Consider the following 21241-nt stretch of genomic DNA (forward strand, 5'->3'; position numbering starts at 1 on the left):
CGGGTGCCAAATAGGACTTAGTATGCAGACGCCTTCTCTCGCGTCCATGCCAAAGGTCCAGTGCACCCATGCAGCAGAAAAGAAATGACAGCGGCGTACTCAACTTTTACCTCCTGAAGTGCCTGGTCGCGCTGGTCGACCACTCGCATGTCTCGCGCGCGGCGGAGGCACTGTCCATCAGCCAGCCCGCTATGAGCCGCGCGATGAGCCAGCTGCGCGAGGTCACTGCCGATCCGATCCTCGTGAAGGGCGGCCACGGGCTCATCCCGACCGCCAAGGCGATGCAGTTGCGCGAGTTCGCCGAGCGCATCCTGGGCGAGATGAGCGAACTGCTGGGCAACGCCGTGGCCTTCGATCCCCAGCACACGAGCTATCTTTTCCGGATGGTCGCGACCGACTACCTCGAATGCCTGTTCATGGATCGGCTGGTGCAGCACCTGGGGACCCGCTATCCCGGCATCTCGATGTCGGTGCGGCACCCGGTCCATCCGTCGCAGTTCAACAAGGTGCTCGAATCCGGCGAGATCGACTTCGCGGTCGGCATGCTGCCGTCCAGCCTGCGGGAGCTGCGCCACCGGCTGCTGTTTCGCGACCGCATCGTCTGCGTCGCCCGCGCCGGCCACCGGGCCGTCGGAAAGGCGCTGTCGCCGATCGAATTCGCGGCGCTCGAGCATGTGGTGATCATGCCGAACACGGTCAACAGTTTCGGCGAGGTGGTCGACCAGGCGCTGGCGGCCCAGGGCCTGCGGCGCAATCGCCGCTTCGTCACGCCGAACTATCTCACCGCCCCGCACCTGATCGAGAGGACCGACATGGTGGCCTTGCTGCCGCAGTCGCTGGCGGCACGTTTCAGCGACCGCTTCGGACTGGTCGAACTGGCGCTGCCCATGGAGATGCCCGAGTTCGAGGTCTATATCTCGTGGCACGACCGCACCCATCGCCATGCCGCCCACATCTGGTTTCGCGACCAGGTCATGCAGAGCCTCGACTTCAAGGAACGGGGGCCGGATTGGGCATACGCCCAGAAACCATATTCGATAAGTGAATAGTGTTCATCCATCCGTGGCATGGACAAGGCGAGACGGACTCCCAATACTTGGATCGTCGCCGTTGATTCGGAAATGAAGGGCGTCCGCAGGGGCGGCGCATGTACAGGTTGCTATCCCCGTTATGTCTCGTACGATCCGAACCGTTGATGACCTCGCTCAACTCCCCGACACTGAACTGCTCGCCTGTTTCGGAGCCCTTCGGACCGCGATCCAGGAGGCCAGGCGCCAGCACGCGGATGCGCTGCGCGAGTGCCTGATCCCGCCTGGCTCGCCTTTCGAGTTCCATTCGTTCGACTGGCGTCCCAGGGGTTCCCAGCGCTTCAACATGCCGGCTCAATTGAGCCCTGAAACGCCCATCGACGAGATTTCCATGCGATCGGCGGCGCGGGAGGCCCTCCGGAACCTCAGCATCTTCTGCATCGACGACCTGTCCGCGATCAGCGAGCACGAACTGCTGAACGAGGAGGCGATCGGGGCCAAGACGGTGGGCCGCCTGCGCGAGGTGCTGGCGCGCGTGGGGCTGGATTTCCTGCCCAATGCCACGGCCCTTCCGAACCCGGCCCGGCGGGCCGCGAGCGCGGCGGCCGCCGGTGCCCCCAGCCCCGCCGGCGCCCGGCCGCCCTTCGTCGAGGTGGGCCGGCTGTTGGACGAGCCGCCCCGACCGGCGCGCGACACCAGCGTCAGCGAGAGCATGGACTGGATGGGCCTGTATGCCTATCCCTCGCAGCTGAGCCGGCTGCAGCCCGGCGATGCCGGCGTCTTCGTCTGCCCGCCGGCCTGGCGCGGACGCCTCGGCACGGTGTGCGGCGTCTGGATCAAGGGCAACACCGACTGGGCCGCGCGCTTTCCTGCCGGCACGCCCTGGAAGGAAGTGTTCTGGACCGAGGCCCACGCCGACGGCCTGAAGGTGGTGCGGGCGCCGCTGCCCGGGCAACCGGCCAAGGCCGCGCCCCGCAGCTTCGTGTTTGCCGCGCGCGCCGCCGGCGCGCTGCCCGAGCCGGGTCTGCCGCGGCTCGACCAGGTGGTGTCGCTCTGGCGCAGCCCGTACCCGACCGCAGAACGGCGCCGGCTCGACTTCGCGCGCAAGCTGGCCATGGACGACCAGACCGCGTCCGGCTGACAGGCTCACGGGCGGCCCTCCGGCGATGGCCGGCGCGAGAAGTCATACTCTTGCGCCATGTCCCTCACGCTCCTCTTTCTGCAACTCACCGTGATCCTGGTGGTGGCCCGCGCCTGCGGCCTGCTGCTGCGGGCTTTCGGGCAGCCGATGGTCATCGGCGAGATGGCGGCCGGCATCCTGCTCGGCCCGGTCGTTTTCGGCGCCCTGTTCCCGCAATGGCACGCGCAGCTGTTCCCGGCGGCTTCGCTGGCCAGCCTGTCGTCCCTGGCGATGGTCGGGGTGGTGCTGTTCATGTTCATCGTCGGCGCCGAGCTGCGGGCGCCCAGCGGCATGGGCGCGCAGCTCCGGGCGGCCGGCTGGGTCGGGGTCTGCAGCATGGTGCTGCCGATGATCCTGGGCCTGGCGATCGCGCCGGTCCTGCATCCTTCGCTGGCACCGGAGGGCCTGGCGTTCTGGCCCTTCGCGCTGTTCCTCGGCGTCGCGCTGTCGATCACGGCCTTTCCCGTGCTGGCACGGATCCTCAAGGATCGCAACATGACGCGAACGCCGGTCGGCCAGCTGTCGCTGGGCGCGGCCGGCGTGGTCGATGCGCTGGCCTGGGTGCTGCTGGCGATGGTGGTCGCGCTGGCGACCGCGGACGCGGGCCTGGGAGGATTCATCAAGATCGCGCTCGGGCTGGCACTGCTGGTGGCCGCGGTGGTCCTGGTCGTGCGGCCGCTACTGGCGCGGCTGCTGCGCGCGCATGCGCCCGATGGCGTGCCGACGCCGATGGTGCTGGCCGCGCTGCTGATCGGCCTGTTCGCCTGCGCGATGATCACCGAGTGGCTGCACCTGCATGCGGTGTTCGGCGCCTTCCTGTTCGGCATCGCGCTGCCGCGCGACGATCGCCTGCTGCGCGCCCTGGTCGAACGGCTCGAACCTTTGTCGGTGGTGGTGCTGATGCCCATCTTCTTCGCGCTGGCGGGCCTGGGGACCACCTCGGGCGCCTTCGCCAACGCCGGCCTCGGCGCGCTGGCCCTGATCCTGCTCGTGGCGACGGCCGGCAAGATCATCGGCGGCGCGGCCGGCGCCAGGGTGTGCGGCTACGGCTGGCGCGACAGCCTGGCCACCGGAGCGCTCATGAATTCCCGCGGCCTGATGGAACTGATCGTCATCAAGGTCGGCCTGGATGCCGGCCTGATCGGCCCCGAGCTGTTCACCATGCTGCTGGTCATGGCCCTCGTCACCACCGCGGCGACCGGGCCGCTGCTGGCCCTGATCGGCCGCCGCGGCGCCAAGGCCGTCGACGGCGCCGCCAGCCACTGAGGGGGCGCTCCGCGGCCCCGGCACAATGCGGGCCGCATCAAGTGAATTCAAGAGGAGCTTCGAGGACATGGAAACAAGGCAGGAATGCGATGTGCTGGTGATCGGCGGCGGGCCGGCCGGCTCGACCATCGCCACGCTGCTCGCCCGCCAGGGACGGCGCGTGGTGCTGCTCGAGAAGGACCACCATCCGCGCTTCCACATCGGCGAGTCGCTGCTGCCGGGCAATGTCGAGCTGTTCCGCAAGCTCGGCGTGCTCGACCAGGTCGACAAGATCGGGATGCCCAAGTTCGGCATCGAGTTCGTGCCGCCGGACCTCGACTACCGCAGCTACGTCGATTTCTCCGAGGGCTGGGATCCTTCCAAGGGATCGGCCTGGCAGGTGCGCCGTTCGGAACTCGACGAACTGCTGTTCCGCCACGCCGGCAAGGAAGGCGCCCTGACCCTCGAAGGCGCCAAGGTCCGCCAGGTGGATTTCGACGACAGCGGCGCCACGGTGCAGGCCCTGCTCGACGACGGCGCCGAGCGCAGCTGGCGGGCCCGCTTCGTGGTCGACGCCAGCGGCCGCGACACCTTGCTGGCCAGCAAGTTCAAGTGCAAGAACAAGAACCCCGATCACAACAGCACGGCGCTGTTCGGCCACTTTCGCAATGCGCGGCGGCTGGAGGGGCGGCGCGAGGGCAACATCAGCATCTGCTGGTTCGAGCACGGCTGGTTCTGGTTCATCCCGCTGGCCGACGGCACCACCAGCGTCGGCGCGGTCTGCTGGGCCTACTACCTGAAGGCGCGCGACAAGCCGCTGAAGGACTACTTCTACGACACCATCGCGCTGTGCCCCGAGCTGCACGACAGGCTGAAGGACGCGACGCTGGTCGACGACCGGGTGCACGCGACCGGCAACTTCTCCTACTCGAGCACGCACGCCACCGGCGAGCGCTACCTGATGGTGGGCGACGCCTTCACCTTCATCGACCCGATGTTCTCCTCGGGCGTGTTCCTGGCGATGCAGAGCGCCTTCGACGGCGCCGACCTGGTGGCGACCGCGCTGGACCGGCCGGCCGAGCTGGCGCGGGCGCGCAAGGCGCTCGAGAAGCGCATGCGGGTCGGCCCGCGCGACTATTCGTGGTTCATCTACCGGGTCACCAACCCGACGATCCGCGATATGTTCATGCATCCGAACAACGTCTTTAACGTCAAGCAGGGCCTGATGTCGCTGCTGGCGGCCGACATCCACCACGGGCCGGCCTACCGCCGCTCGCTGTGGATGTTCAAGGTGCTTTACTACTTCATCTCGGTGGTGAACTGGCGCCGCAGCTTCGGCGGCTGGAAGCGGCGGCGCGACAACATCCGCGACTGGGGTCCGCTCAAGGGCGAGACCATCCTGAAGGCGGATTGAACAGCAGCGACCCGGCGATCGTTGCCATCAGCAGGGCTACCAGGGTGTCGAGCACGCGCCAGGCCAGGGGGCGGGCGAACAGCGGGCCGAGCAGCCGGGCACCGTAGCCCAGCGCGAAGAACCAGGCGATGCTGGCGCACGCTGCGCCGATGCCGAAGACCCAGCGCCCGCCCGCGGGCTGCTGCGCCGAGATGGCGCCCAACAGCACCACGGTGTCGAGCCAGCAATGCGGGTTGAGGTAGGTGAAGCCCAGGCAGGCGGCCAGGGCCGAGCGCCGGCTCATCGGCGCGGTCGAGGGCAGCGACATCCGCTCGCCGGCCCAGGCGCGGCGGGCTGCCAGCGCGCCGTAGGCCAGCAGGAAGGCGGCGCCGCCCCAGCGCGCGATCGCCAGCAGCGTGGCGTTGGCCTGCACCAGCAGCCCCAGGCCCGCGACGCCGAGGGCGATCAGCAGGGCGTCGGAGAGGGCGCAGACCAGCACCACATCGCGCACATGCTCGCGCTTCAGGCCCTGGCGCAGCACGAACGCGTTCTGCGCGCCGATGGCGACGATCAGCGCGGCCGAAGCGAGGAATCCCTTGGTGACGATGAGGAACATGGGCGCCACGTTAGCGCCCGCCGAGGGTTCAATCAAACTCATCTTTCTTTATCCGCATTAGAATTTTTCAGATGCAGATCGACTCGCGCCAACTCTCGGCCTTCGCTGCCGTGCTGCGCGCGAGGGCAGCTTCGATGGCGCGGCGCGCGCGCTCCACATCACGCCTTCCGCCGTCAGCCAGCGCATCAAGGGCCTCGAGGAGCGGATAGGCCGCGTGCTGGTGCAGCGCGGTTCGCCCTGCGTCGCCACGCCGGCCGGGCAGGCCCTGCAGCGGCACGCACAGCAGCTGCAGCTGCTGGAGGCCGACGTGCTGCGGCCCTTCGGCCTCGGCCCGCCGCAGCGGCAAGGCGCGCTGCCGCTGGCCCTGGCGGTCAACGCCGATTCGCTGGCCACCTGGTTCGTGCCCGCGCTGGCTGCGGTGCAGGTCTCGCAGCCTGTGGCCTTCGAACTGCATGTCGAGGACCAGGACCACTCCGCGCTCCTGCTGCGCGAGGGCCGCGTGATGGCGGCCGTCACTTCCGAGCCCGGTCCGGTGCAGGGCTGCGTGGCCGAGCCCCTGGGCGCGATGCGCTACGTGGCTGTCGCCAGCCCGGCATTCATGGCGCGGCACTTCGCCCAGGGCGTCGATGCCGCGTCGCTGGCCGCGGCGCCCTGCAGCGTGTTCAACGCCAGGGATTCGCTGCAGGCGCGCTTCATGCGCCGGCTCACGCGCAAGAAGCTGGCGCCGCCGCTGCATCGGGTGCCCGGCACCCACGGCTTCATCCATGCGGCGGTGCACGGCCTGGGCTGGGGGATGAATCCGCAGGTGCTCGTGGCCAGCCTGCTGGCGAGCGGCGATCTGGTCGAGCTGGTGCCCGGGCAGCCTCTGGATGTCGCCCTGTTCTGGCAGCACTGGCGCATCGAATCGGAGGCGCTGCGCGGCTTGACGGGCGCGGTGCATGCCGCGGCCGGCGCGCTGCTGGTGCCGGCCTGACCCGGCCGCGCGCCTTTGGGGGCTACTGCCCGATGACCGACCAGCCGGCCTGCTGGTTCGTCTTGTCGTTCTCGTATTCCCAGCGCGTGCCGCAGGCGTCGCAGCGGTAGCTGGTGATGTTGACGGCATGGCCGTCGTCGCGCTCTTCCTTGCGGCTGGACTGCTGCACGAGTTCGGCATGCCCCGGCGCACGACGCCAGTTGCGCTGGATGCCCGCACAGGAGGCGCAGAGCACCATCTTCTTCAATTCGGCTTGTCGGTTGGACTCGTTCGCCATGGGCTTGTGTTCTCGTTCTGGAGGGTTGGTTCGCTCGGTCGGCGATGTTAGCGCGCGCCTCGTCGCTGCGAGGCCGCGGGAGACGCCGGCTCAGCGAAAGTCCCGGAGTTCCGCGCGGATGCGAGCCCTGCGCATCGCGATGTCGGCACGTCGCTCGGCCGCGGACAGGCGCTTGCTCTCGTGCTGCCTGCGCAGCCGCCACCGATGCAGCTGGAACACCGCGCCGCACAGGACGGCAACGAGGAAGGCCACGCCGGCGAGGCCCGCGGTGGCGAGCAAGGCGAGTTCCCTGCCGCGGTCGCCGCCGGAAGGCGAGGCATCGCCGCCGACGAGCAGGAACACAGCGGTCACGGCGAAGACGAGTCCGACGATGGCGGCGCCTGTCCCGACGTGGTGCAGACCGGAGGAGGGCATGGCAATGTTGAGCGAAAGTGAAGGCTTGGCGAGCGGCTCGTCCATCATCGCCGGCCGCTCGCGCATGAAGATGCCCGTCTTGTTTCTGCCGTGCATCATCTGTTTCGGGGAGGCGCGCGCCGATGCGTCCTCTCACACATTGTTTCACCGGGCCGCGCACAATGGGCGCCATGCATCGCCGCAGCTTCGCCCTCCTGATCGCCTTGCTCGGCACCGCCGCCGGCGCCGAGGTGATCCGCTGCGCGGACGCCGCCGGCAACGTGGGCTACACCGATGGCGCATGTCCGGCCGGCGCGCGGCCGGTGGGGCGCGTGGCGCTGCCGGAGGCCACCCCGCCATCGGCGGACGGCGCCGCCGCGGCGAAGCCGGCGCCCGTGCAGCGGGAGCGGGCCGAGGGCGCCGCGCCGCCCCCGCCGCCGCCCTCGGGGCCCATCGTCATCGATGCGCGCGGGGGCAGCGTCGGCGAGCCGGCCGCCGATTCGCGCTGGAGCGACCGCGGTGGCGACCCGATGCTGGTCGACGAGGGCTATGCCTATCCGGGCGGCGCCTATCGGCGCCCGCCGCCGCCGCGCGACATGCGGCCGCGAATCCGCAACTGCGACGCCGGCGGCTGCGAGGACCGGCAGGGCAACCGGTACGACCGCTCCGGCCAGCTCGAGCGCTACCAGGGCCTGGATGGCAGGACCTGCCGGCCGGTGGGCACGACGACGGTCTGCCGCTGAGCCGTCGGCCGCCAGGCGACCCGGGGGACCCGGGGCTACCTCGGGCAATCCCCGCCGACGGAGGAGCTGCCGTCCTTGCACTCGGTCAGCATCGGCGCGCTGCGCGGGCGGGAGGGCTCCGAGCCCGGGGCGAGGTCGCGCCGGTAGACGATCTTCTTGCTGCCGAGCTCGCAGCTGCCGACCACCTGGCCTTCCGCCGGCGCGGCGGCATCGACCGTGGTGACGGCGAAGCGCAGCACGCCGGCGGCGGCGATCTTGGCCTCGATGCGGGCGCGCAGTGCCTCGCAGTCCTCGGCGCCGCTGGCAGCGGCGGCGAGAGCCCAGGCGGCGGGAAGCAGCCACAGTCTGTTCATGATGCAAGCCTTTGCTCGTGGACCCGCGGGTCGGCCGTCCATTCTGCCGCCGCCGGCGCCGGCCGCGCGGGCGGCACAGGTCATGCCGCACGTGATGGCCGGGGCGGGGCGCGCTTGGTACGATAATCCCCGATAGTCACGTTAGCGTTAACATTCGGAGCCCGTTCTTGACCCAGCAGAATGCATCGGGCCGCGCCGCACGGCGGGGCAGCGGCGGCATCACGCTCAGCGATGTCTCCAAGCTCGCGGGCGTTTCGGCGATCACCGTCTCGCGCGCACTCAACACGCCCGACCGGGTCTCGCCCGAAACCCGCGAGAGGGTGCGGCTCGCCGTCGAGCGCACCGGCTATGTGCCGAACCTGCTGGCCGGCGGGCTGGCATCGAACCGCAGCCGCCTGGTCGCGGCCGTGGTGCCGACCATCGCCGGCCCCGTGTTCCTCGAGACCGTCCAGGCGCTGACCGAAGCGCTGGCCGAGAAGGGCTACCAGCTCATGCTCGGCCAGAGCGGCTACGACAACTCGCGCGAGGATGCGCTGATCGACGCCATCGTCGGGCGCCGCCCGGACGGCATCGTGCTGACCGGCATCATGCGATCGGCCGACGGACGGCGCCGGCTGCTGGCCTCGGGCATTCCGGTGGTCGAGACCTGGGACCTGACGCCGACGCCGGTCGACATGCTGGTCGGCTTCTCGCACGAGCAGGTGGGCCTGGCCACGGCGCAGTTCCTGCATCGCAAGGGCTACCGCCGCCCGGCGATCGTCACCGGCGACGACCGCCGCGCGCACCTGCGGCGCGCCGGTTTCGAGCAGGCCTGGAAGGCGCTCGGCGGCGCAGCCGTGCCGGTGCGCGACGTGCCGGCGCCGACGACGCTCGGCAGCGGTCGCGCCGCCCTGTCCGAACTGCTCGCCTCCGACGCCGGCATCGACGTCGTCGCCTGCAGCTCGGATGCGCTGGCGCACGGCGTCATCACCGAAGCGCAGGCGCGCGGCTTGCGGGTGCCGCAGGACGTGGGCGTCATGGGATTCGGCGACCTGGCCTTCGCGCAGCACGCGCATCCGGCGATCACGACCGTGCGCATCGACGGCACCGCCATCGGCCGGCAGGCGGCGCGCTTCATCGTCGAGCGCGCCGAAGGCCGGCCGGTCGAGCACAAGGTGCTGGACCTCGGCTTTTCCCTGATCGAACGCGCCAGCGCCTGACTTACCCGGTTGACGGCCGTCGTCGATCCTGCTTATGATCGAATGACAGCGCTAACATTTCTGGCGCAATTCGCGAGACAAGCCATGACCGAACGCAAGAAGAAGCCCGAAGACCTCCGCTCCCACCGCTGGTACGGCGTGAAGGACCTGCGCAGCTTCGGCCACCGCTCGCGCACCGCGCAGATGGGCTTCAGCCGCGCCGACTACCTCGGCAAGCCGGTCATCGCGATCCTCAACACATGGAGCGACATGAACTCCTGCCACACGCACTTCAAGCAGCGCGTGGAGGAGGTCAAGCGCGGCGTCTGGCAGGCCGGCGGCTTCCCGGTCGAGATCCCGGCGATGAGCCTCGGCGAGGCCTTCCAGAAGCCGACCACCATGCTCTATCGCAACCTGCTGGCGATGGAGGCCGAGGAGCTGATCCGCTCCTATCCGGCCGACGGCGTGGTGCTCATGGGCGGCTGCGACAAGACCACGCCGGGCCTGGTCATGGGCGCGCTGGCGATGAACCTGCCGACCATCTTCGTGCCGGCCGGCCCGATGCTGCGCGGCGACTACCGGGGCCAGGTGCTGGGCTCGGGCTCCGACAGCTGGAAGTACTGGGCCGAACTGCGCGCCGGCAACATCAGCGAGGGCGACTGGCAGGAAGTCGAGGACGGCATCGCCCGGTCGGCCGGCACCTGCATGACGATGGGCACCGCCAGCACCATGACCAGCGCCGCCGAAGTGCTCGGCCTCACGCTGCCGGGCGCCTCGTCGATTCCCGCGGTCGACTCGCGCCACGCCATGATGGCCACGCACACCGGCCGCCGCATCGTCGACATGGTGTGGGAGGACCTCAAGCCGCTGGACTTCCTCACGGCGAGCTCTTTCGACAACGCGGTCACGGCCGTGCTGGGCCTGGGCGGATCGACCAATGCCATCGTCCACCTGATCGCGATGGCGCGCCGCGCCGGCGTGCCGCTCGACCTGGCGCGCTTCGACGAACTGGCGCGCGGCACGCCGGTCATCGCCAACCTGCGGCCCGGCGGCAAGTACCTGATGGAGGACTTCTATTACGCCGGCGGCCTGCGCGCCTTCCTGAAGGAGATGGGCCCGCTGATCGACGGCAGCCAGCGCACCTGCAACGGCCAGACCCTGGGCCGGAACATCGAGGATGCCCAGACCTTCAATGCCGACGTGATCCGGCCGCGCAGCGAGGCGCTGCTCGAGGGCGGAGGCCTCGCGGTGCTGCGCGGCAACCTGGCGCCGGCCGGCGCGGTGATCAAGCCCGCCGCCATGGAGCCCCACCTGCGCCGCCACACCGGCCCGGCCCTGGTCTTCAGCAACTACGACGACCTGGCCGCCCGCATCGATGCGCCCGACCTGCCGGTCACCAAGGACAGCGTCATCGTGCTGCAGAGCGCCGGCCCGCAAGGCGCGCCCGGCATGCCCGAGTGGGGCCAGTTGCCGATCCCGCAGAAGCTGCTCAAGCAAGGCGTGCGCGACATGGTGCGCATCAGCGACGCGCGCATGAGCGGCACCAGCTACGGCGCCTGCGTGCTGCATGTCACGCCCGAGTCGCACGTGGGCGGGCCGCTGGCGCTGGTGCGCGACGGCGACCTGGTCACGCTCGACGTCGACGCGCGCCGCATCGACATGGCGGTGAGCGACGAGGAACTCGAGCGCCGCCGCGCCGAATGGCGCAAGCCGATCCCGAAGTTCAGCCGCGGCTACGGCGTGATGTTCCTCAAGCATGTGCAGCAGGCCGACACCGGCTGCGACTTCGACTTCCTCGCACCCGACTACGCCGGCGAAGAGATCGGCAGCGGCAAGGGCGAGCCCGAGATCCACTGAAGACCACCAGAGACCAAGGAATGAAGCACATGGAGACAACCCACATCACGCGCCGCGCACCGGGCCGCCCGCTGGCCGGCATCGCCGCCTGCATCGCGCTGGCCGTCGTGCCGCTGCTGCCGACGGCGGCCGCCGCCCAGGCACCGGCGGCCTGGCCGACCCGGCCGGTCAGCTTCGTCGTTCCCTTCTCGCCCGGCGGCGGCACCGACATCGCGGCGCGCCTGCTGGCCGTTCGGCTGGGCCAGAAGTGGGGCCAGTCGGTGGTGGTGGACAACCGCACCGGCGCCGGCGGGCTGGTGGGTGCCGAGCTGGTGGCCAAGGCCAAGCCCGACGGCTACACCCTGCTGATCGGCAATGTGGGTACGCAGTCGATCAACCCCTCGCTCTACAAGATGCCCTACGACGCCGACCGCGCCTTCGCGCCGGTGTCGCTGTTCGCCGAGCTGCCTTTCGCCTTCGTGGTCAATCCGGCCGTGCCGGCCAAGACGCCGAAGGAACTGATCGCGCTGGCCCAGGCCACGCCGGGCAAGTACACCTATGCCAGTTCGGGCAGCGGCGGCTCGCCGCATCTCACGGCCGAGATCTTCCAGCAGGCCGCGGGCGTGAACCTCGTGCACGTCCCCTACAAGGGCGGCGGTCCGGCGATGGCCGACCTGATGGCGGGCCATGTCGACATGCTGTTCGCATCGATCCTCGAAACCTCGGGCTACGTGAAGAGCGGCAAGCTGCGCGCGCTGGCCGTGACCAGCGCGCAGCGCTCGCCCGCGATGCCCGAGGTGCCCACGCTGGCCGAGCTCGGCGTGGCCAACGCCGAGTCGGGCTCGTGGGTCGCGCTGCTGGCGCCGGCCGGCACGCCGCAGGCCCTGGTCGACCGCATCGCGGCCGACGTGAAGGAAGTCGTGGCCACCGAGGACATGCGCCGGGCCCTGATCGCGCAGGGCGCCACGCCTCGCGGCAGCACGCCGGCCGAGCTGCAGAAGACCATCGACGCCGACAAGCAGCGCTATGGCCAGGTGATCAAGGTTCGCGGAGTGAAGGTCGAATGAAGGCCGGGCAATGCTCTGCGGGCCGCCGCGCGCTGCTGCGCGCCGCTGCGGCATCGACGCTGCTGCCCGCGTCGCTGTTGTCGATGGCGCAGGGCGAGCCGTGGCCCAGCCGGCCGATCACCTACGTCGTGCCGTTCACGCCCGGCGGCTCGACCGACGTCATCGGCCGCCTGATCGCACAGAAGCTCGGCGAGCTGCTCGGCCAGCCGGTGGTGGTCGACAACAAGCCCGGCGCCGCGGGTGCGGTCGGCGCCGCCTATGCCGCCAAGGCCAAGCCCGACGGCTACACCCTGTTCGGCGGCACCATCAGCACGCATGCGATCAACGCCAGCCTGTACAAGAACCTGCCCTACGACCCGGTGAAGGATTTCGACCCGATCTCGCTCGTGGCCTTCCTGCCGAACGTGCTCATCGTCGACCCGGCGCTCGGCGTCGACTCGGTGGCCGAGCTGGTCGCGCTGCTCAGGAAGGAGCCGTCCAGGCGCAGCTTCGCGTCCTCCGGCGCCGGCACCTCGACCCACCTCGCGGGCGAGATGCTCGGCGACATGATCGGCGTCAAGCTCACGCACATCCCGTACAAGGGAACGCCGCCGGCGATGCTCGACGTCTCGTCCGGGCAGGTCACTTTCATGTTCGACCAGCTCACCGCGGCGCTGCCGCTGGTGCAGGCGGGCAAGCTCAAGCTGCTGGCGGTGACCAGCGCCAGGCGCATGGCGCTGGCACCGGCGCTGCCGACCATGCAGGAGGCCGGCGTGCCGGGCTTCGAGATGGCGTCGTGGCAGGCGGTGTATGCGCCCAGGGGCTTGCCGGCACCGGTCGGCCAGCGCCTCGCGACGGAGATCCGCAAGATCCTCCTCAGCCCCGAGGTGAAGGACAAGCTCAGCAACCAGCTCGGCATGGAGGTGGTGGCCGGATCGCCCGCCGAACTCGCCGCCCTGATGCAAAAGGAAATCCCGCGCTGGGGCGAACTGGTCCGCAAGTCGGGCGCCAGCGCGAACTGACTCCCTCCCTTCATCCCCTACCCGACCATGACCGACATCCCCACCCCCCTCTCCGAAGAAGCCCGCGAGCGCCTGCGCCACGTGAGCGTCGCCACGCTGTGCACGCAGCTCTTCAAGCGCGGCTTTCGCAATGTCTACCTGCAGCATGTGAAGCGCCTCACCAGGCCGACCGCAGGCAACCTGGTCGGCCCGGCCTTCACCATGCGCAACATCCCGGCGCGCGAGGACATCGACCAGATCAGCGCCTTCGACGATCCGAACCATCCGCAGCGCAAGGGCATCGAGAGCGTGCCGCCCGGCCATGTGCTGGTGATCGACTGCCGCGGCGAGACGCGCGTCGCCTCGGGCGGCCAGATCCTCACGACGCGGCTCAAGGTGCGCGGTGCCGCGGGCCTGGTGTCCGACGGCCCGGTGCGCGACAGCGGCCCGATCTCGCAGATGGACTTCCCGGTGTACTGCGCCGGCGGCAGCGCGCCGCTGAACCTGATCCACCACCACGCGATCGACCTCGATGTGCCGATCGGCTGCGGCGGCGTGCCGGTGTACCCGGGCGACGTGATGGTCGGCGACGACGAAGGCGTGGTCGTCATTCCGCACCACCTCGCCGAAGAAGTCTCGCGCGATGCCGTCGAGCAGGAAAAGATGGAGGCCTTCATCCTGCAGCGCATCGAGGGCGGCGCGAAGCTGGCCGGCACCTACCCGCCGAACGCCGACACGCGCGCCGCCTACGAGGCCTGGCGCAACGAGCAGGACGCCGCCGGGCGCTGAATCGCACCCTCACGCACGAAAGACCACCATGCACCGCAGAACCTTCGCCGCCACCGCGGCCCTGCTCGCGTTCGCCGGCGCGCTGCCGGCCGTGCCGGCACTGGCGCAGAATTTCCCGACCAAGTCGATCACGATCGTCGTGCCCGCCTCGCCCGGCGGCGCCATCGACCTGGCGGCGCGCCTGATCGGGCAGAAGCTCACCGAGGCCTGGGGCCAGCCGGTGGTCATCGACAACCGGGCCGGCGCGACCGGCATCATCGGCACCGACCTGGTGGCCAAGAGCCCGCCCGACGGCCACATGCTGGCGCTGGTTGCGAGCAGCCACGCGATCAACCCGAGCATGGTGAGCAAGCTGCCCTTCGACACCGTGAAGAGCTTCGAGCCGGTGGCGCTCACGCACGTGGTGCCGCTGGTGCTGATCGTCTCGCCCGAGCTGCCCGTGAAGTCGGTCAAGGAGCTGATCGCCTACGGCAAGGCCAACCCGGGCAAGCTGACCTTCGCGTCGAGCGGCAACGGCGGCGCGCCGCACTTCTCGGGCGAACTCTTCAAGTCGATGGCCGGCCTGCAGATGACGCACATCCCCTACAAGGGCAGCACGCTGGCGCATCCCGACCTGATCAGCGGACGTACCTCGCTGATGTTCGACACCGTGGCCGCGGCCAACGTGCAGATCAAGGCCGGCCGCCTGCGGGCGCTGGCGGTGACGACGACCCGGCGTTCGTCGGTGCTGCCCGACGTGCCGACGATGCAGGAGGCCGGCGTGCCCGGCTACGAGACCAGCACCTGGGGCGGCCTGCTGGCGCCGGCCGGCACGCCCAAGGCCACGGTCGCCAGGCTCAATGCCGAGGTCAACCGGATTCTCGCGCTGCCCGAGGTGCGCAAGACGCTGCAGGACAACGGCATCGAGCCGGGCAGCGGCACGCCCCAGCAGTTCGGCGACTTCATCGGCACCGAGATGCTGAAGTGGTCGAAGGTCGCCAAGGATGCAGGCATCCAGCCCGAATGAAGACACCAATGAAAACTCCACGCATTCTCCAGGTTGGCCCGCTGCTGCCCGCGCTCGAGGCGCGCCTGGCCCAGACCTACGATGTCCATAAACTGCACGAGGAGGCCGACGCCAAGGCCTTCCTGGCCGCACATGGCGCCGGCTTCGTCGGCGTTGCCACCTCGGCGCGCTTCGGTGCCGACGCGGCGCTGATCGCCGCGCTGCCGGATCTGAAAGTGATCTCCAGCTTCGGCGTCGGCCTCGATGCCATCGACCTCGATGCGGCCCGCGCCCGCGGCATCGCGGTCGGCTACACGCCGGACGTGCTCAACGACTGCGTGGCCGACACCGCCTTCGCGCTGGTGATGGACGTGGCGAGGCGCTTCACCGCGTCGGACCGTTTCGTGCGCAGCGGTGGCTGGCTGAAGGGCCAGTTCCCGCTGGCCACCAAGGTGTCGGGCAAGCGGCTGGGCATCCTCGGCATGGGGCGCATCGGGCGCGTGATCGCGCGCCGTGCCTCCGGCTTCGACATGGCGGTGCGCTATCACAACCGCAAGCCGCTGACCGACGTGGACCACGGCTACGCCGCCACGCTCGAGGAGCTCGCCGAGTGGTCGGACTTCCTGGTGATCGCCAGCGCCGGCGGTGCCGAGACGCGTGGCCTGGTGTCGCGCGAGATCCTCGATGCGCTGGGGCCGCAGGGCTACCTGATCAACATCTCGCGCGGCACGGTGGTCGACGAGCAGGCGCTGGTCGATGCGCTGACCAGCGGCCGCATCGCGGGCGCGGGCCTCGACGTGTTCGAGCACGAGCCGAAGGTGCCGCAGGCCTTGCTCGCGATGGACAACGTCGTGCTGCTGCCGCACCTGGCGAGCAACACGCACGAGACGCGCGCGGCGATGGGACAGCGGGTGGAAGACAACCTGGCGGCCTTCTTCGCCGGCCGGCCGCTGGTGAGCGCGGCGGGTTAGGGCGGCTGGGCCCTCGACGGCACCGGCGGGAGCTCGTCGAACTCAGGACTCCGCATCCCTGGAACCACGCCGCTGCAGTGCGTGCGGATGGTGACGGGTCAGGTGATCGCGGGTGGCCGCCTCGACCGCCGGCAGGTTCTCGTGCAGGCGGCGCAGCAGGTCGAGCAGCAGCTTGCGCTCGGCTGCCGACAGAACCGACATGAAGACGCGCTCGCGCTCCATCGCGATGTCCCGGATCTGGTCGTGCATGGCGCGGCCCGAGGGCGTCAGCGTCGCGATGCGGGCGCGGCCGTCCTGGGGATCGAGGGCGAGTTCGATGAAGCCGCGCGCCTGCATGCTCTTGAAGCACCGGCTCATCGAGGCCTTGTCCATGCCGATGACGCCGCAGGCCTTCTGCGCCGAGATCGAACCCTCGATCGCCAGCAGCACCAGGACGCGCCAGCTCTCGATGCCGACATCGAATGCGGCGAGGTAGGCCTGGGAGGCCCCGCTCGACAGCTTGTTGGCGATCCAGGTGAGGTAGGCGGGGGCGTAGTTGTCGAGATTGATCACGTCACCTGCGGCCGCCTTCGAGGCGGTCTTGCGCGCGGCTGTGGTTTGGGTACGGGGCATCGGAAGAGGGCCAGAGTTGCTGGCGCCACTGTAGCTCCCCCGCGAGGTCCGTTCCATTGCGGATCTAGGAATCGGCCGCTTCCGCAGCCGCTTGCTTCCTGAGAAGCTCGCCAACGATGCGCCGGGCGCGGTTGGCCCCCGCATCGACATGGATGTCGATCCAGTTCGCCTTGTCGCCGAACGCCAGCATGTTCCGGTACTGGGCCTCGATGATGGTGCGGTCCTCGTCGAAGGTGAACGCGGTCTGCTGGATCACGGCGTCGATGTTGTCCGGCATGTCGGGGTGCTTGGTGCTGGACATGCTCCAGAAGTAGTGGCACGTTTCCTCGGTCTCGGGCGTGATGCCGTGAAAGCCGCGCATGTGGAAGCCGCCGCGGTCGGGGTCGTCGATCGCGTCCGTGCCCGGCTCCACCGCGCCGGTCCAGATCCGCAGGTGGGTCAGGTCGAACTCGATCTCCTGCCAGCGTTCGCATTTCTCGCCGAAGGGCCAGGCGGCGCGGTAGGTCGGCGGCGGCGACGAATCCGGCATCAGGCGAACGACCTTGACCCGGTCGCCTTCGGAGCTCACCTTCATCGGGGCGTTCATGTGCAGCCTGGCGTCCCCGCCGATGGTCTGCAGATGCACATAGCCCAGGTGGCTCAGGTCGAGCAGGTTGTCGTGGATCAGCTGCCAGGGCGACCGGTAGTGGTAGTTGCCGCTGCCGAACTTGTAGCGGGGGTCATCGTGGAACGGGTAGTCGGGCGCCGGGCGGGTCGGCTCGGCGTCCTCGTCGCGTGCCATCCAGATCCAGATGATCTGGTTCTTCTCGACCACCGGGTAGGCCTTGACCCTGGCCTTGGACGGGATGCGCTCCTGCCCGGGAATCTCGATGCATTGGCCGTTCGGCGCGTAGAGCAGGCCGTGATAGCCGCATCGCACGCCTGCGCCCTCGACCGTCCCGCACGACAGTGGCAACGAGCGGTGGCAGCACCGGTCCTCCAGCGCCGCCACCTGTCCCGCCCCGGTGCGAAACAGCACGACCTTCCGATTGAGGAAGGTCCGTGCGATCGGCTTGTCGGCGAGTTCGGACGAGAAGCCGGCGACGTACCACTGGTCGAGCGGAAAGCGGTGGCTGTCGGCGTCGGAACCGACGTTCTTGATCGGGATGCAGGTCGTGGTCATTGGGAGATCTCCTTGGATGGGAAGGGGCGGCTCAAAGGTCGAGCACCAGCAGCGGGGACAGCGCCCGCGAGCAACAGGGCGTGAACTGGTCGTTGGCAGCGCGCTCGGCCTCGGTGAGGAAGCTGTCGCGGTGATCGGGGCTGCCTTCGAGGACGCGGGTCAGGCAGGTTCCGCAGACGCCCGCCTCGCAGGAGCTCGGCACCTCGACGCCATGCGCTGCCAGCACCTCGATCACTGTCTTGCCGGCCGGGACCTGGCAGCTGAGGCCCGTGCTCGCCACGCGAACCTCGAAGCTGCCGTCCGTCGCGAGCGCTGTCGCGGCGCCGGCGAAGTACTCGCGATGGAGTTGCGCTTCCGCCCAGCCGAGGCGCCTGGCGGAATCGAGGACGTGGTCCATGAAGCCATTCGGCCCGCACACGTACAGGTGCTTGTCGCCGGCGGGATCGGCCAGCACGCGCCCGGCGTCGAATCTCTGCTCGGGCACGTCGTCGGCATGGAGGACGACGCTGCCCGCGAAGTCCGCCGAAGCGAGTTCCTCGAGAAAGGCCATGCGGCCCGCGGAGCGGCCGCAATAGTGCATCTCGAAGGATCGGCCCTGCGCGTGCAGGACGCGCGCCATGGCCAGGATGGGCGTCACGCCGATGCCGCCCGCCAGCAGCAGGCTCCGAGGCGCATCGACCAGTGCAAAGTGATTGCGAGGCGCACTCACGCGCAGCAGGTCGTCGGCCTGCACGCTGTCGTGCATGGCGGCCGAGCCCCCGCGCGAACTCGGCTCGCGCAAGACTGCGATCCGATAGCGGTTGCGCTCGGACGGATCGTTGCTGAGCGAGTACTGGCGGATCAGGCCCGGCGCCACGTGGACATCGATGTGCGCGCCGGCCGTGAAGGCGGGCAACGCGCCGCTGTCCTCCGGCACCAGCTCGAAGCTGCACACGCCGTCCGCTTCCTCGACGCGCCGCGCGACGCGGACCCTCAGTTCATTCGTCATGGTGTTCCATCCGCTATCGGGTTCGACTCAGTGCACGGCCATGCCGACCCAGCGCTCCAGCGTCAGGGGGTCGTCCAGCAGCGCTGCGGCGCCACCGCTGTGCACCACCGCGCCGTGGTCGAGGATCAGCGCGCGCTCGGCATAGCCGAGGGCCTCGTCGACCTGCTGCTCGACGATGACCACGGCGATGCCGGTCTGCTGGCTCAGGTTCCGGAAGGCGCGCAGCAACTCCTGCCGGATCAGCGGCGCCAGGCCTTCGAGGGGCTCGTCGAGCAGCAGCAGGGAGGGTTGGCCGAGCAGCGCCCGGGCGACCGACAGCATCTGCTGTTCGCCGCCCGATAGCTGGGCACCGCCATTTCGGCGGCGCTCGGCAAGTCTCGGAAACAGCGCGTAGGCCTCGTCCAGCGCGCTGCGCGGTCGCCGCTTGAGCCCGGCCAGCAGGTTCTCCTCGACGCTGAGCGATGGGAAGATGTCCCGGGTCTGCGGCACATAGCCGAGCCCGAGCTCGGCACGCTGGTGCGGCGCGAGCGCGGAGATGTCCTGGCCGCGAAACCGCACCTGGCCGCTGCGCAGCGGCACCAGTCCCATGATGGTCCGCAGCGCCGTCGTCTTGCCGACGCCGTTGCGCCCGACCATGGCCAGGCGCTGCTGCGCCGCCATCTCGAACGAGAGTCCGTTCAGCACGGTGGTCGGGCCGTAGCCGGCCACCACCTGTTCGAGTTTCAGAATCGGTTCCTGCATGTGTCAATTCCCCAGGTAGGCGGCCCGCACCCTGGGGTCGCGGCGGATGTCGTCGGGCGAGCCGTCGGCCAGCACGGCCCCGTCGGCAAGCACCACGATCCGGTTGGCAAAGCGGAACACCAGGTCCATGTCGTGCTCGATGATCAGCACCGCCAGTTCGCTCGGCAGCGAAGCCAGAGCCGCCAGCAGGCGTTCGCCATCGCCCTTCGGCACGCCGGCCATGGGTTCGTCCAGCAGCACGACCTGGGGCCGCAGCGCCAGCGCCAGCGCCATCTCGATCAGGCGCTGCTCGCCATAGGCGAGGTCTTGCGTCGCCGCGGCCGCATGGGCGCGCAGGCCGAAGCGGGTCAGGATGGCCTGCGCTTCCGCCTGCAGGGCGGGGTAGGCATCGATGCTGCGCCACAGGCGGCCGGTCATGCCTTCGCGTTCGAAGAGCGCGAGTTCGATCTGCCGCTGGACCGCGAAATGCGGTGCCAGCGTCGTGATCTGGAAGGTGCGCGCGAGACCCATGCGCACGCGCCTGGCCTGGCTCAGCTGGGTGACGTTCTCTCCGCGCAGCCAGATCTCGCCGCTGTCCGAGGACAGCACGCCGCTGATCTGGTTGACCAGCGTCGTCTTGCCCGCTCCGTTGGGGCCGATCAGCGCCAGCCGGTCGCCGGCGTTCAACGCGAACGACACGCCGCGCGTCACGTGCAGGCCGCCGAAGCGCTTGTCGATCGACTTGAGTTCGAGCAGCGTGTTCATCGCGCAGCTCCGGCACGGCGGCGCAGCCAGGCCCAGGCCTTGGCGGGCGGCACCAGGACCACGCCCATGAGCAGGGCGCCGACCACGAACAGCCAGTGATAGGGATTGATGGAGGCCGCCGTGTGATGCAGCACGGTGAACGCGGCCGCGCCGACCAGCGCGCCGCTGAGGCGCCCGGCGCCGCCCAGGATGAGCATGACCAGCGCCTCGGCGGACAGCGCGAACGACAGGCTGTCCATGCCGACGACCGCATTGGTCTGCGCCGACAGCGCCCCGGCGGCGCCGGCGATCGCTCCGGCCACGGTGTAGAGCAGCCACAGGCGCGCGAACACCGGCGTGCCGAGGGCCGCCATGCGCGCGCGGTTCTCGTGGATGCCACGCACTGCCAGGCCGAAGGGCGAGTCGACGAGGCGCCGCGCCACATAGAACAGCAGGACCAGGACGACCAGCGCATACAGCGCGGCGACGCGGCCTTCGAGGTCGAAGTCGAAGCGGCCGAGGACCGGTCCCATGGCGAAGCCCGACAAGCCGTCGTCGCCACCGGTCCACTGGCGCGCCTTCTGCGCCAGGTTCAGCAGGATCTGCGAGACCGCGATGGTCAGCATCAGGAAGGTGAAGCCCTGATAGCGCAGCAGGAACGCGCCCGACAGCGCGGCCAGTCCCGCGCCGGCCGCGATGCCGACGAGGAGGCCGACCAGGGGGTCGGGATGAACCTGCAGTGCGAAGATGCCCGCGGCATAGGCGCCGATGCCGAACAGCGCGGCATGGCCCAGCGTCGCCAGGCCCGCGACGCCCACCACCAAGTCCAGCGAGAGCACGAAGAGCGCGGTGATGAAGATCCGCGTCATCAGGCCCAGCTGGTCCGGCAGCAAGGCGCAGGCGGCCAGTCCGGCCAGCAGAAGAATGACGGGTGCACGCCATGCGGGCGCGCATCGCGGCGCTGCGGCTTGCTGCGCATGTGCAGCGAGCACCGTGGTGGATGTCATG

Annotated in this window: 23 protein-coding genes; 13 read left to right on the plus strand and 10 right to left on the minus strand. The window is 69.8% G+C overall.

Going from position 1 to position 21241, the window contains the following annotated elements:
• Nucleotides 1–68: 68 nt before the first annotated feature.
• The 4 genes from QTI45_RS14345 to QTI45_RS14360 all read left to right on the plus strand — a co-directional run bounded on the left by QTI45_RS14345 (nucleotide 69) and on the right by QTI45_RS14360 (nucleotide 4867).
• Nucleotides 69–1049 (plus strand): LysR family transcriptional regulator, encoded by a 981-nt coding sequence (locus QTI45_RS14345; protein ID WP_286370873.1) that lies wholly within the window; start codon nucleotides 69–71, stop codon nucleotides 1047–1049.
• 370 nt (nucleotides 1050–1419) lie between these two features.
• Entirely contained in the window at nucleotides 1420–2169 is a 750-nt protein-coding gene (locus QTI45_RS14350; protein ID WP_286654821.1) for a helix-hairpin-helix domain-containing protein, read from the plus strand.
• A gap of 57 nt (nucleotides 2170–2226) precedes the next feature.
• Nucleotides 2227–3474, plus strand: a complete 1248-nt coding sequence (locus QTI45_RS14355; RefSeq protein WP_286654822.1) for a cation:proton antiporter — start codon at nucleotides 2227–2229, stop codon at nucleotides 3472–3474.
• 67 nt (nucleotides 3475–3541) lie between these two features.
• On the plus strand, nucleotides 3542–4867 hold the full coding sequence (locus QTI45_RS14360; RefSeq protein ID WP_286654823.1) for an NAD(P)/FAD-dependent oxidoreductase: 1326 nt from the start codon (nucleotides 3542–3544) through the stop codon (nucleotides 4865–4867).
• Here QTI45_RS14360 and QTI45_RS14365 read toward each other — a convergent pair.
• Complete coding sequence (locus QTI45_RS14365; RefSeq protein ID WP_286654824.1) at nucleotides 4836–5504, minus strand: LysE/ArgO family amino acid transporter; 669 nt, start codon at nucleotides 5502–5504, stop codon at nucleotides 4836–4838. The two genes, QTI45_RS14360 and QTI45_RS14365, sit on opposite strands and share 32 nt — an antisense overlap.
• A gap of 115 nt (nucleotides 5505–5619) precedes the next feature.
• Between QTI45_RS14365 and QTI45_RS14370 the strand changes: the two genes are divergently transcribed.
• Nucleotides 5620–6435, plus strand: coding sequence for a LysR family transcriptional regulator ArgP (locus QTI45_RS14370; RefSeq protein WP_353621310.1), 816 nt, complete (start codon nucleotides 5620–5622; stop codon nucleotides 6433–6435).
• 22 nt (nucleotides 6436–6457) lie between these two features.
• Here the strand turns inward: QTI45_RS14370 and QTI45_RS14375 are convergent, their stop codons facing one another.
• Complete coding sequence (locus QTI45_RS14375) at nucleotides 6458–6712, minus strand: hypothetical protein (protein WP_286370867.1); 255 nt, start codon at nucleotides 6710–6712, stop codon at nucleotides 6458–6460.
• 90 nt (nucleotides 6713–6802) lie between these two features.
• Nucleotides 6803–7222: a hypothetical protein gene (locus tag QTI45_RS14380; protein ID WP_286654825.1), complete on the minus strand. Its 420-nt coding sequence runs from the start codon at nucleotides 7220–7222 to the stop codon at nucleotides 6803–6805.
• Nucleotides 7223–7296: 74 nt separating this feature from the next.
• Between QTI45_RS14380 and QTI45_RS14385 the strand changes: the two genes are divergently transcribed.
• Nucleotides 7297–7848, plus strand: a complete 552-nt coding sequence (locus tag QTI45_RS14385) for a DUF4124 domain-containing protein (RefSeq protein WP_286654826.1) — start codon at nucleotides 7297–7299, stop codon at nucleotides 7846–7848.
• Nucleotides 7849–7883: 35 nt separating this feature from the next.
• On the opposite strand, the gene QTI45_RS14390 is transcribed toward QTI45_RS14385, so the two are convergent.
• Complete coding sequence (locus tag QTI45_RS14390; RefSeq protein ID WP_286654827.1) at nucleotides 7884–8201, minus strand: DUF1161 domain-containing protein; 318 nt, start codon at nucleotides 8199–8201, stop codon at nucleotides 7884–7886.
• 167 nt (nucleotides 8202–8368) lie between these two features.
• Between QTI45_RS14390 and QTI45_RS14395 the strand changes: the two genes are divergently transcribed.
• The 7 genes from QTI45_RS14395 (at nucleotide 8369) to QTI45_RS14425 (ending at nucleotide 16007) form a co-directional block, all read left to right on the plus strand.
• Nucleotides 8369–9400 carry a LacI family DNA-binding transcriptional regulator gene (locus QTI45_RS14395; protein WP_286654828.1) on the plus strand — a complete coding sequence of 344 codons (1032 nt, stop codon included), beginning with the start codon at nucleotides 8369–8371 and terminating at the stop codon, nucleotides 9398–9400.
• Between the two features lie 84 nt (nucleotides 9401–9484).
• Nucleotides 9485–11236 (plus strand): L-arabinonate dehydratase, encoded by a 1752-nt coding sequence (gene araD / locus QTI45_RS14400; RefSeq protein ID WP_286654829.1) that lies wholly within the window; start codon nucleotides 9485–9487, stop codon nucleotides 11234–11236.
• A 29-nt stretch (nucleotides 11237–11265) separates the two neighbouring features.
• Nucleotides 11266–12282, plus strand: coding sequence for a Bug family tripartite tricarboxylate transporter substrate binding protein (locus tag QTI45_RS14405; RefSeq protein ID WP_286654830.1), 1017 nt, complete (start codon nucleotides 11266–11268; stop codon nucleotides 12280–12282).
• The gene (locus QTI45_RS14410; protein WP_444813279.1) at nucleotides 12279–13283 is read left to right on the plus strand and encodes a tripartite tricarboxylate transporter substrate binding protein; all 1005 of its coding nucleotides are present in this window, start codon (nucleotides 12279–12281) and stop codon (nucleotides 13281–13283) included. The genes QTI45_RS14405 and QTI45_RS14410 overlap by 4 nt, the downstream gene beginning before the upstream one ends.
• A gap of 27 nt (nucleotides 13284–13310) precedes the next feature.
• Nucleotides 13311–14051: a ribonuclease activity regulator RraA gene (locus QTI45_RS14415; protein ID WP_286654831.1), complete on the plus strand. Its 741-nt coding sequence runs from the start codon at nucleotides 13311–13313 to the stop codon at nucleotides 14049–14051.
• Nucleotides 14052–14079: 28 nt separating this feature from the next.
• Nucleotides 14080–15057, plus strand: coding sequence for a tripartite tricarboxylate transporter substrate binding protein (locus QTI45_RS14420; RefSeq protein ID WP_286654832.1), 978 nt, complete (start codon nucleotides 14080–14082; stop codon nucleotides 15055–15057).
• 8 nt (nucleotides 15058–15065) lie between these two features.
• A complete protein-coding gene (locus tag QTI45_RS14425; RefSeq protein ID WP_286654833.1) occupies nucleotides 15066–16007 on the plus strand; it encodes a 2-hydroxyacid dehydrogenase in 942 nt (313 codons plus the stop codon).
• A 42-nt stretch (nucleotides 16008–16049) separates the two neighbouring features.
• Here the strand turns inward: QTI45_RS14425 and QTI45_RS14430 are convergent, their stop codons facing one another.
• The 6 genes from QTI45_RS14430 to QTI45_RS14455 form a co-directional block, all read right to left on the minus strand.
• The gene (locus QTI45_RS14430) at nucleotides 16050–16619 is read right to left on the minus strand and encodes a MarR family winged helix-turn-helix transcriptional regulator (RefSeq protein WP_286654834.1); all 570 of its coding nucleotides are present in this window, start codon (nucleotides 16617–16619) and stop codon (nucleotides 16050–16052) included.
• Nucleotides 16620–16683: 64 nt separating this feature from the next.
• On the minus strand, nucleotides 16684–17781 hold the full coding sequence (locus QTI45_RS14435; RefSeq protein ID WP_286654835.1) for a Rieske 2Fe-2S domain-containing protein: 1098 nt from the start codon (nucleotides 17779–17781) through the stop codon (nucleotides 16684–16686).
• A 31-nt stretch (nucleotides 17782–17812) separates the two neighbouring features.
• Nucleotides 17813–18769 carry a PDR/VanB family oxidoreductase gene (locus QTI45_RS14440; protein WP_286654836.1) on the minus strand — a complete coding sequence of 319 codons (957 nt, stop codon included), beginning with the start codon at nucleotides 18767–18769 and terminating at the stop codon, nucleotides 17813–17815.
• Between the two features lie 27 nt (nucleotides 18770–18796).
• Nucleotides 18797–19510 carry an ABC transporter ATP-binding protein gene (locus tag QTI45_RS14445; protein ID WP_286654837.1) on the minus strand — a complete coding sequence of 238 codons (714 nt, stop codon included), beginning with the start codon at nucleotides 19508–19510 and terminating at the stop codon, nucleotides 18797–18799.
• 3 nt (nucleotides 19511–19513) lie between these two features.
• Nucleotides 19514–20254: an ABC transporter ATP-binding protein gene (locus QTI45_RS14450; protein WP_286654838.1), complete on the minus strand. Its 741-nt coding sequence runs from the start codon at nucleotides 20252–20254 to the stop codon at nucleotides 19514–19516.
• Nucleotides 20251–21240: a branched-chain amino acid ABC transporter permease gene (locus QTI45_RS14455; protein ID WP_286654839.1), complete on the minus strand. Its 990-nt coding sequence runs from the start codon at nucleotides 21238–21240 to the stop codon at nucleotides 20251–20253. Before QTI45_RS14455 ends, QTI45_RS14450 begins: the two co-directional genes overlap by 4 nt.
• Nucleotide 21241: the final 1 nt, after the last annotated feature.

The sequence above is a fragment of the Variovorax saccharolyticus genome (genome assembly GCF_030316765.1).
Classification (GTDB): Bacteria; Pseudomonadota; Gammaproteobacteria; order Burkholderiales; family Burkholderiaceae_C; genus Variovorax; species Variovorax saccharolyticus.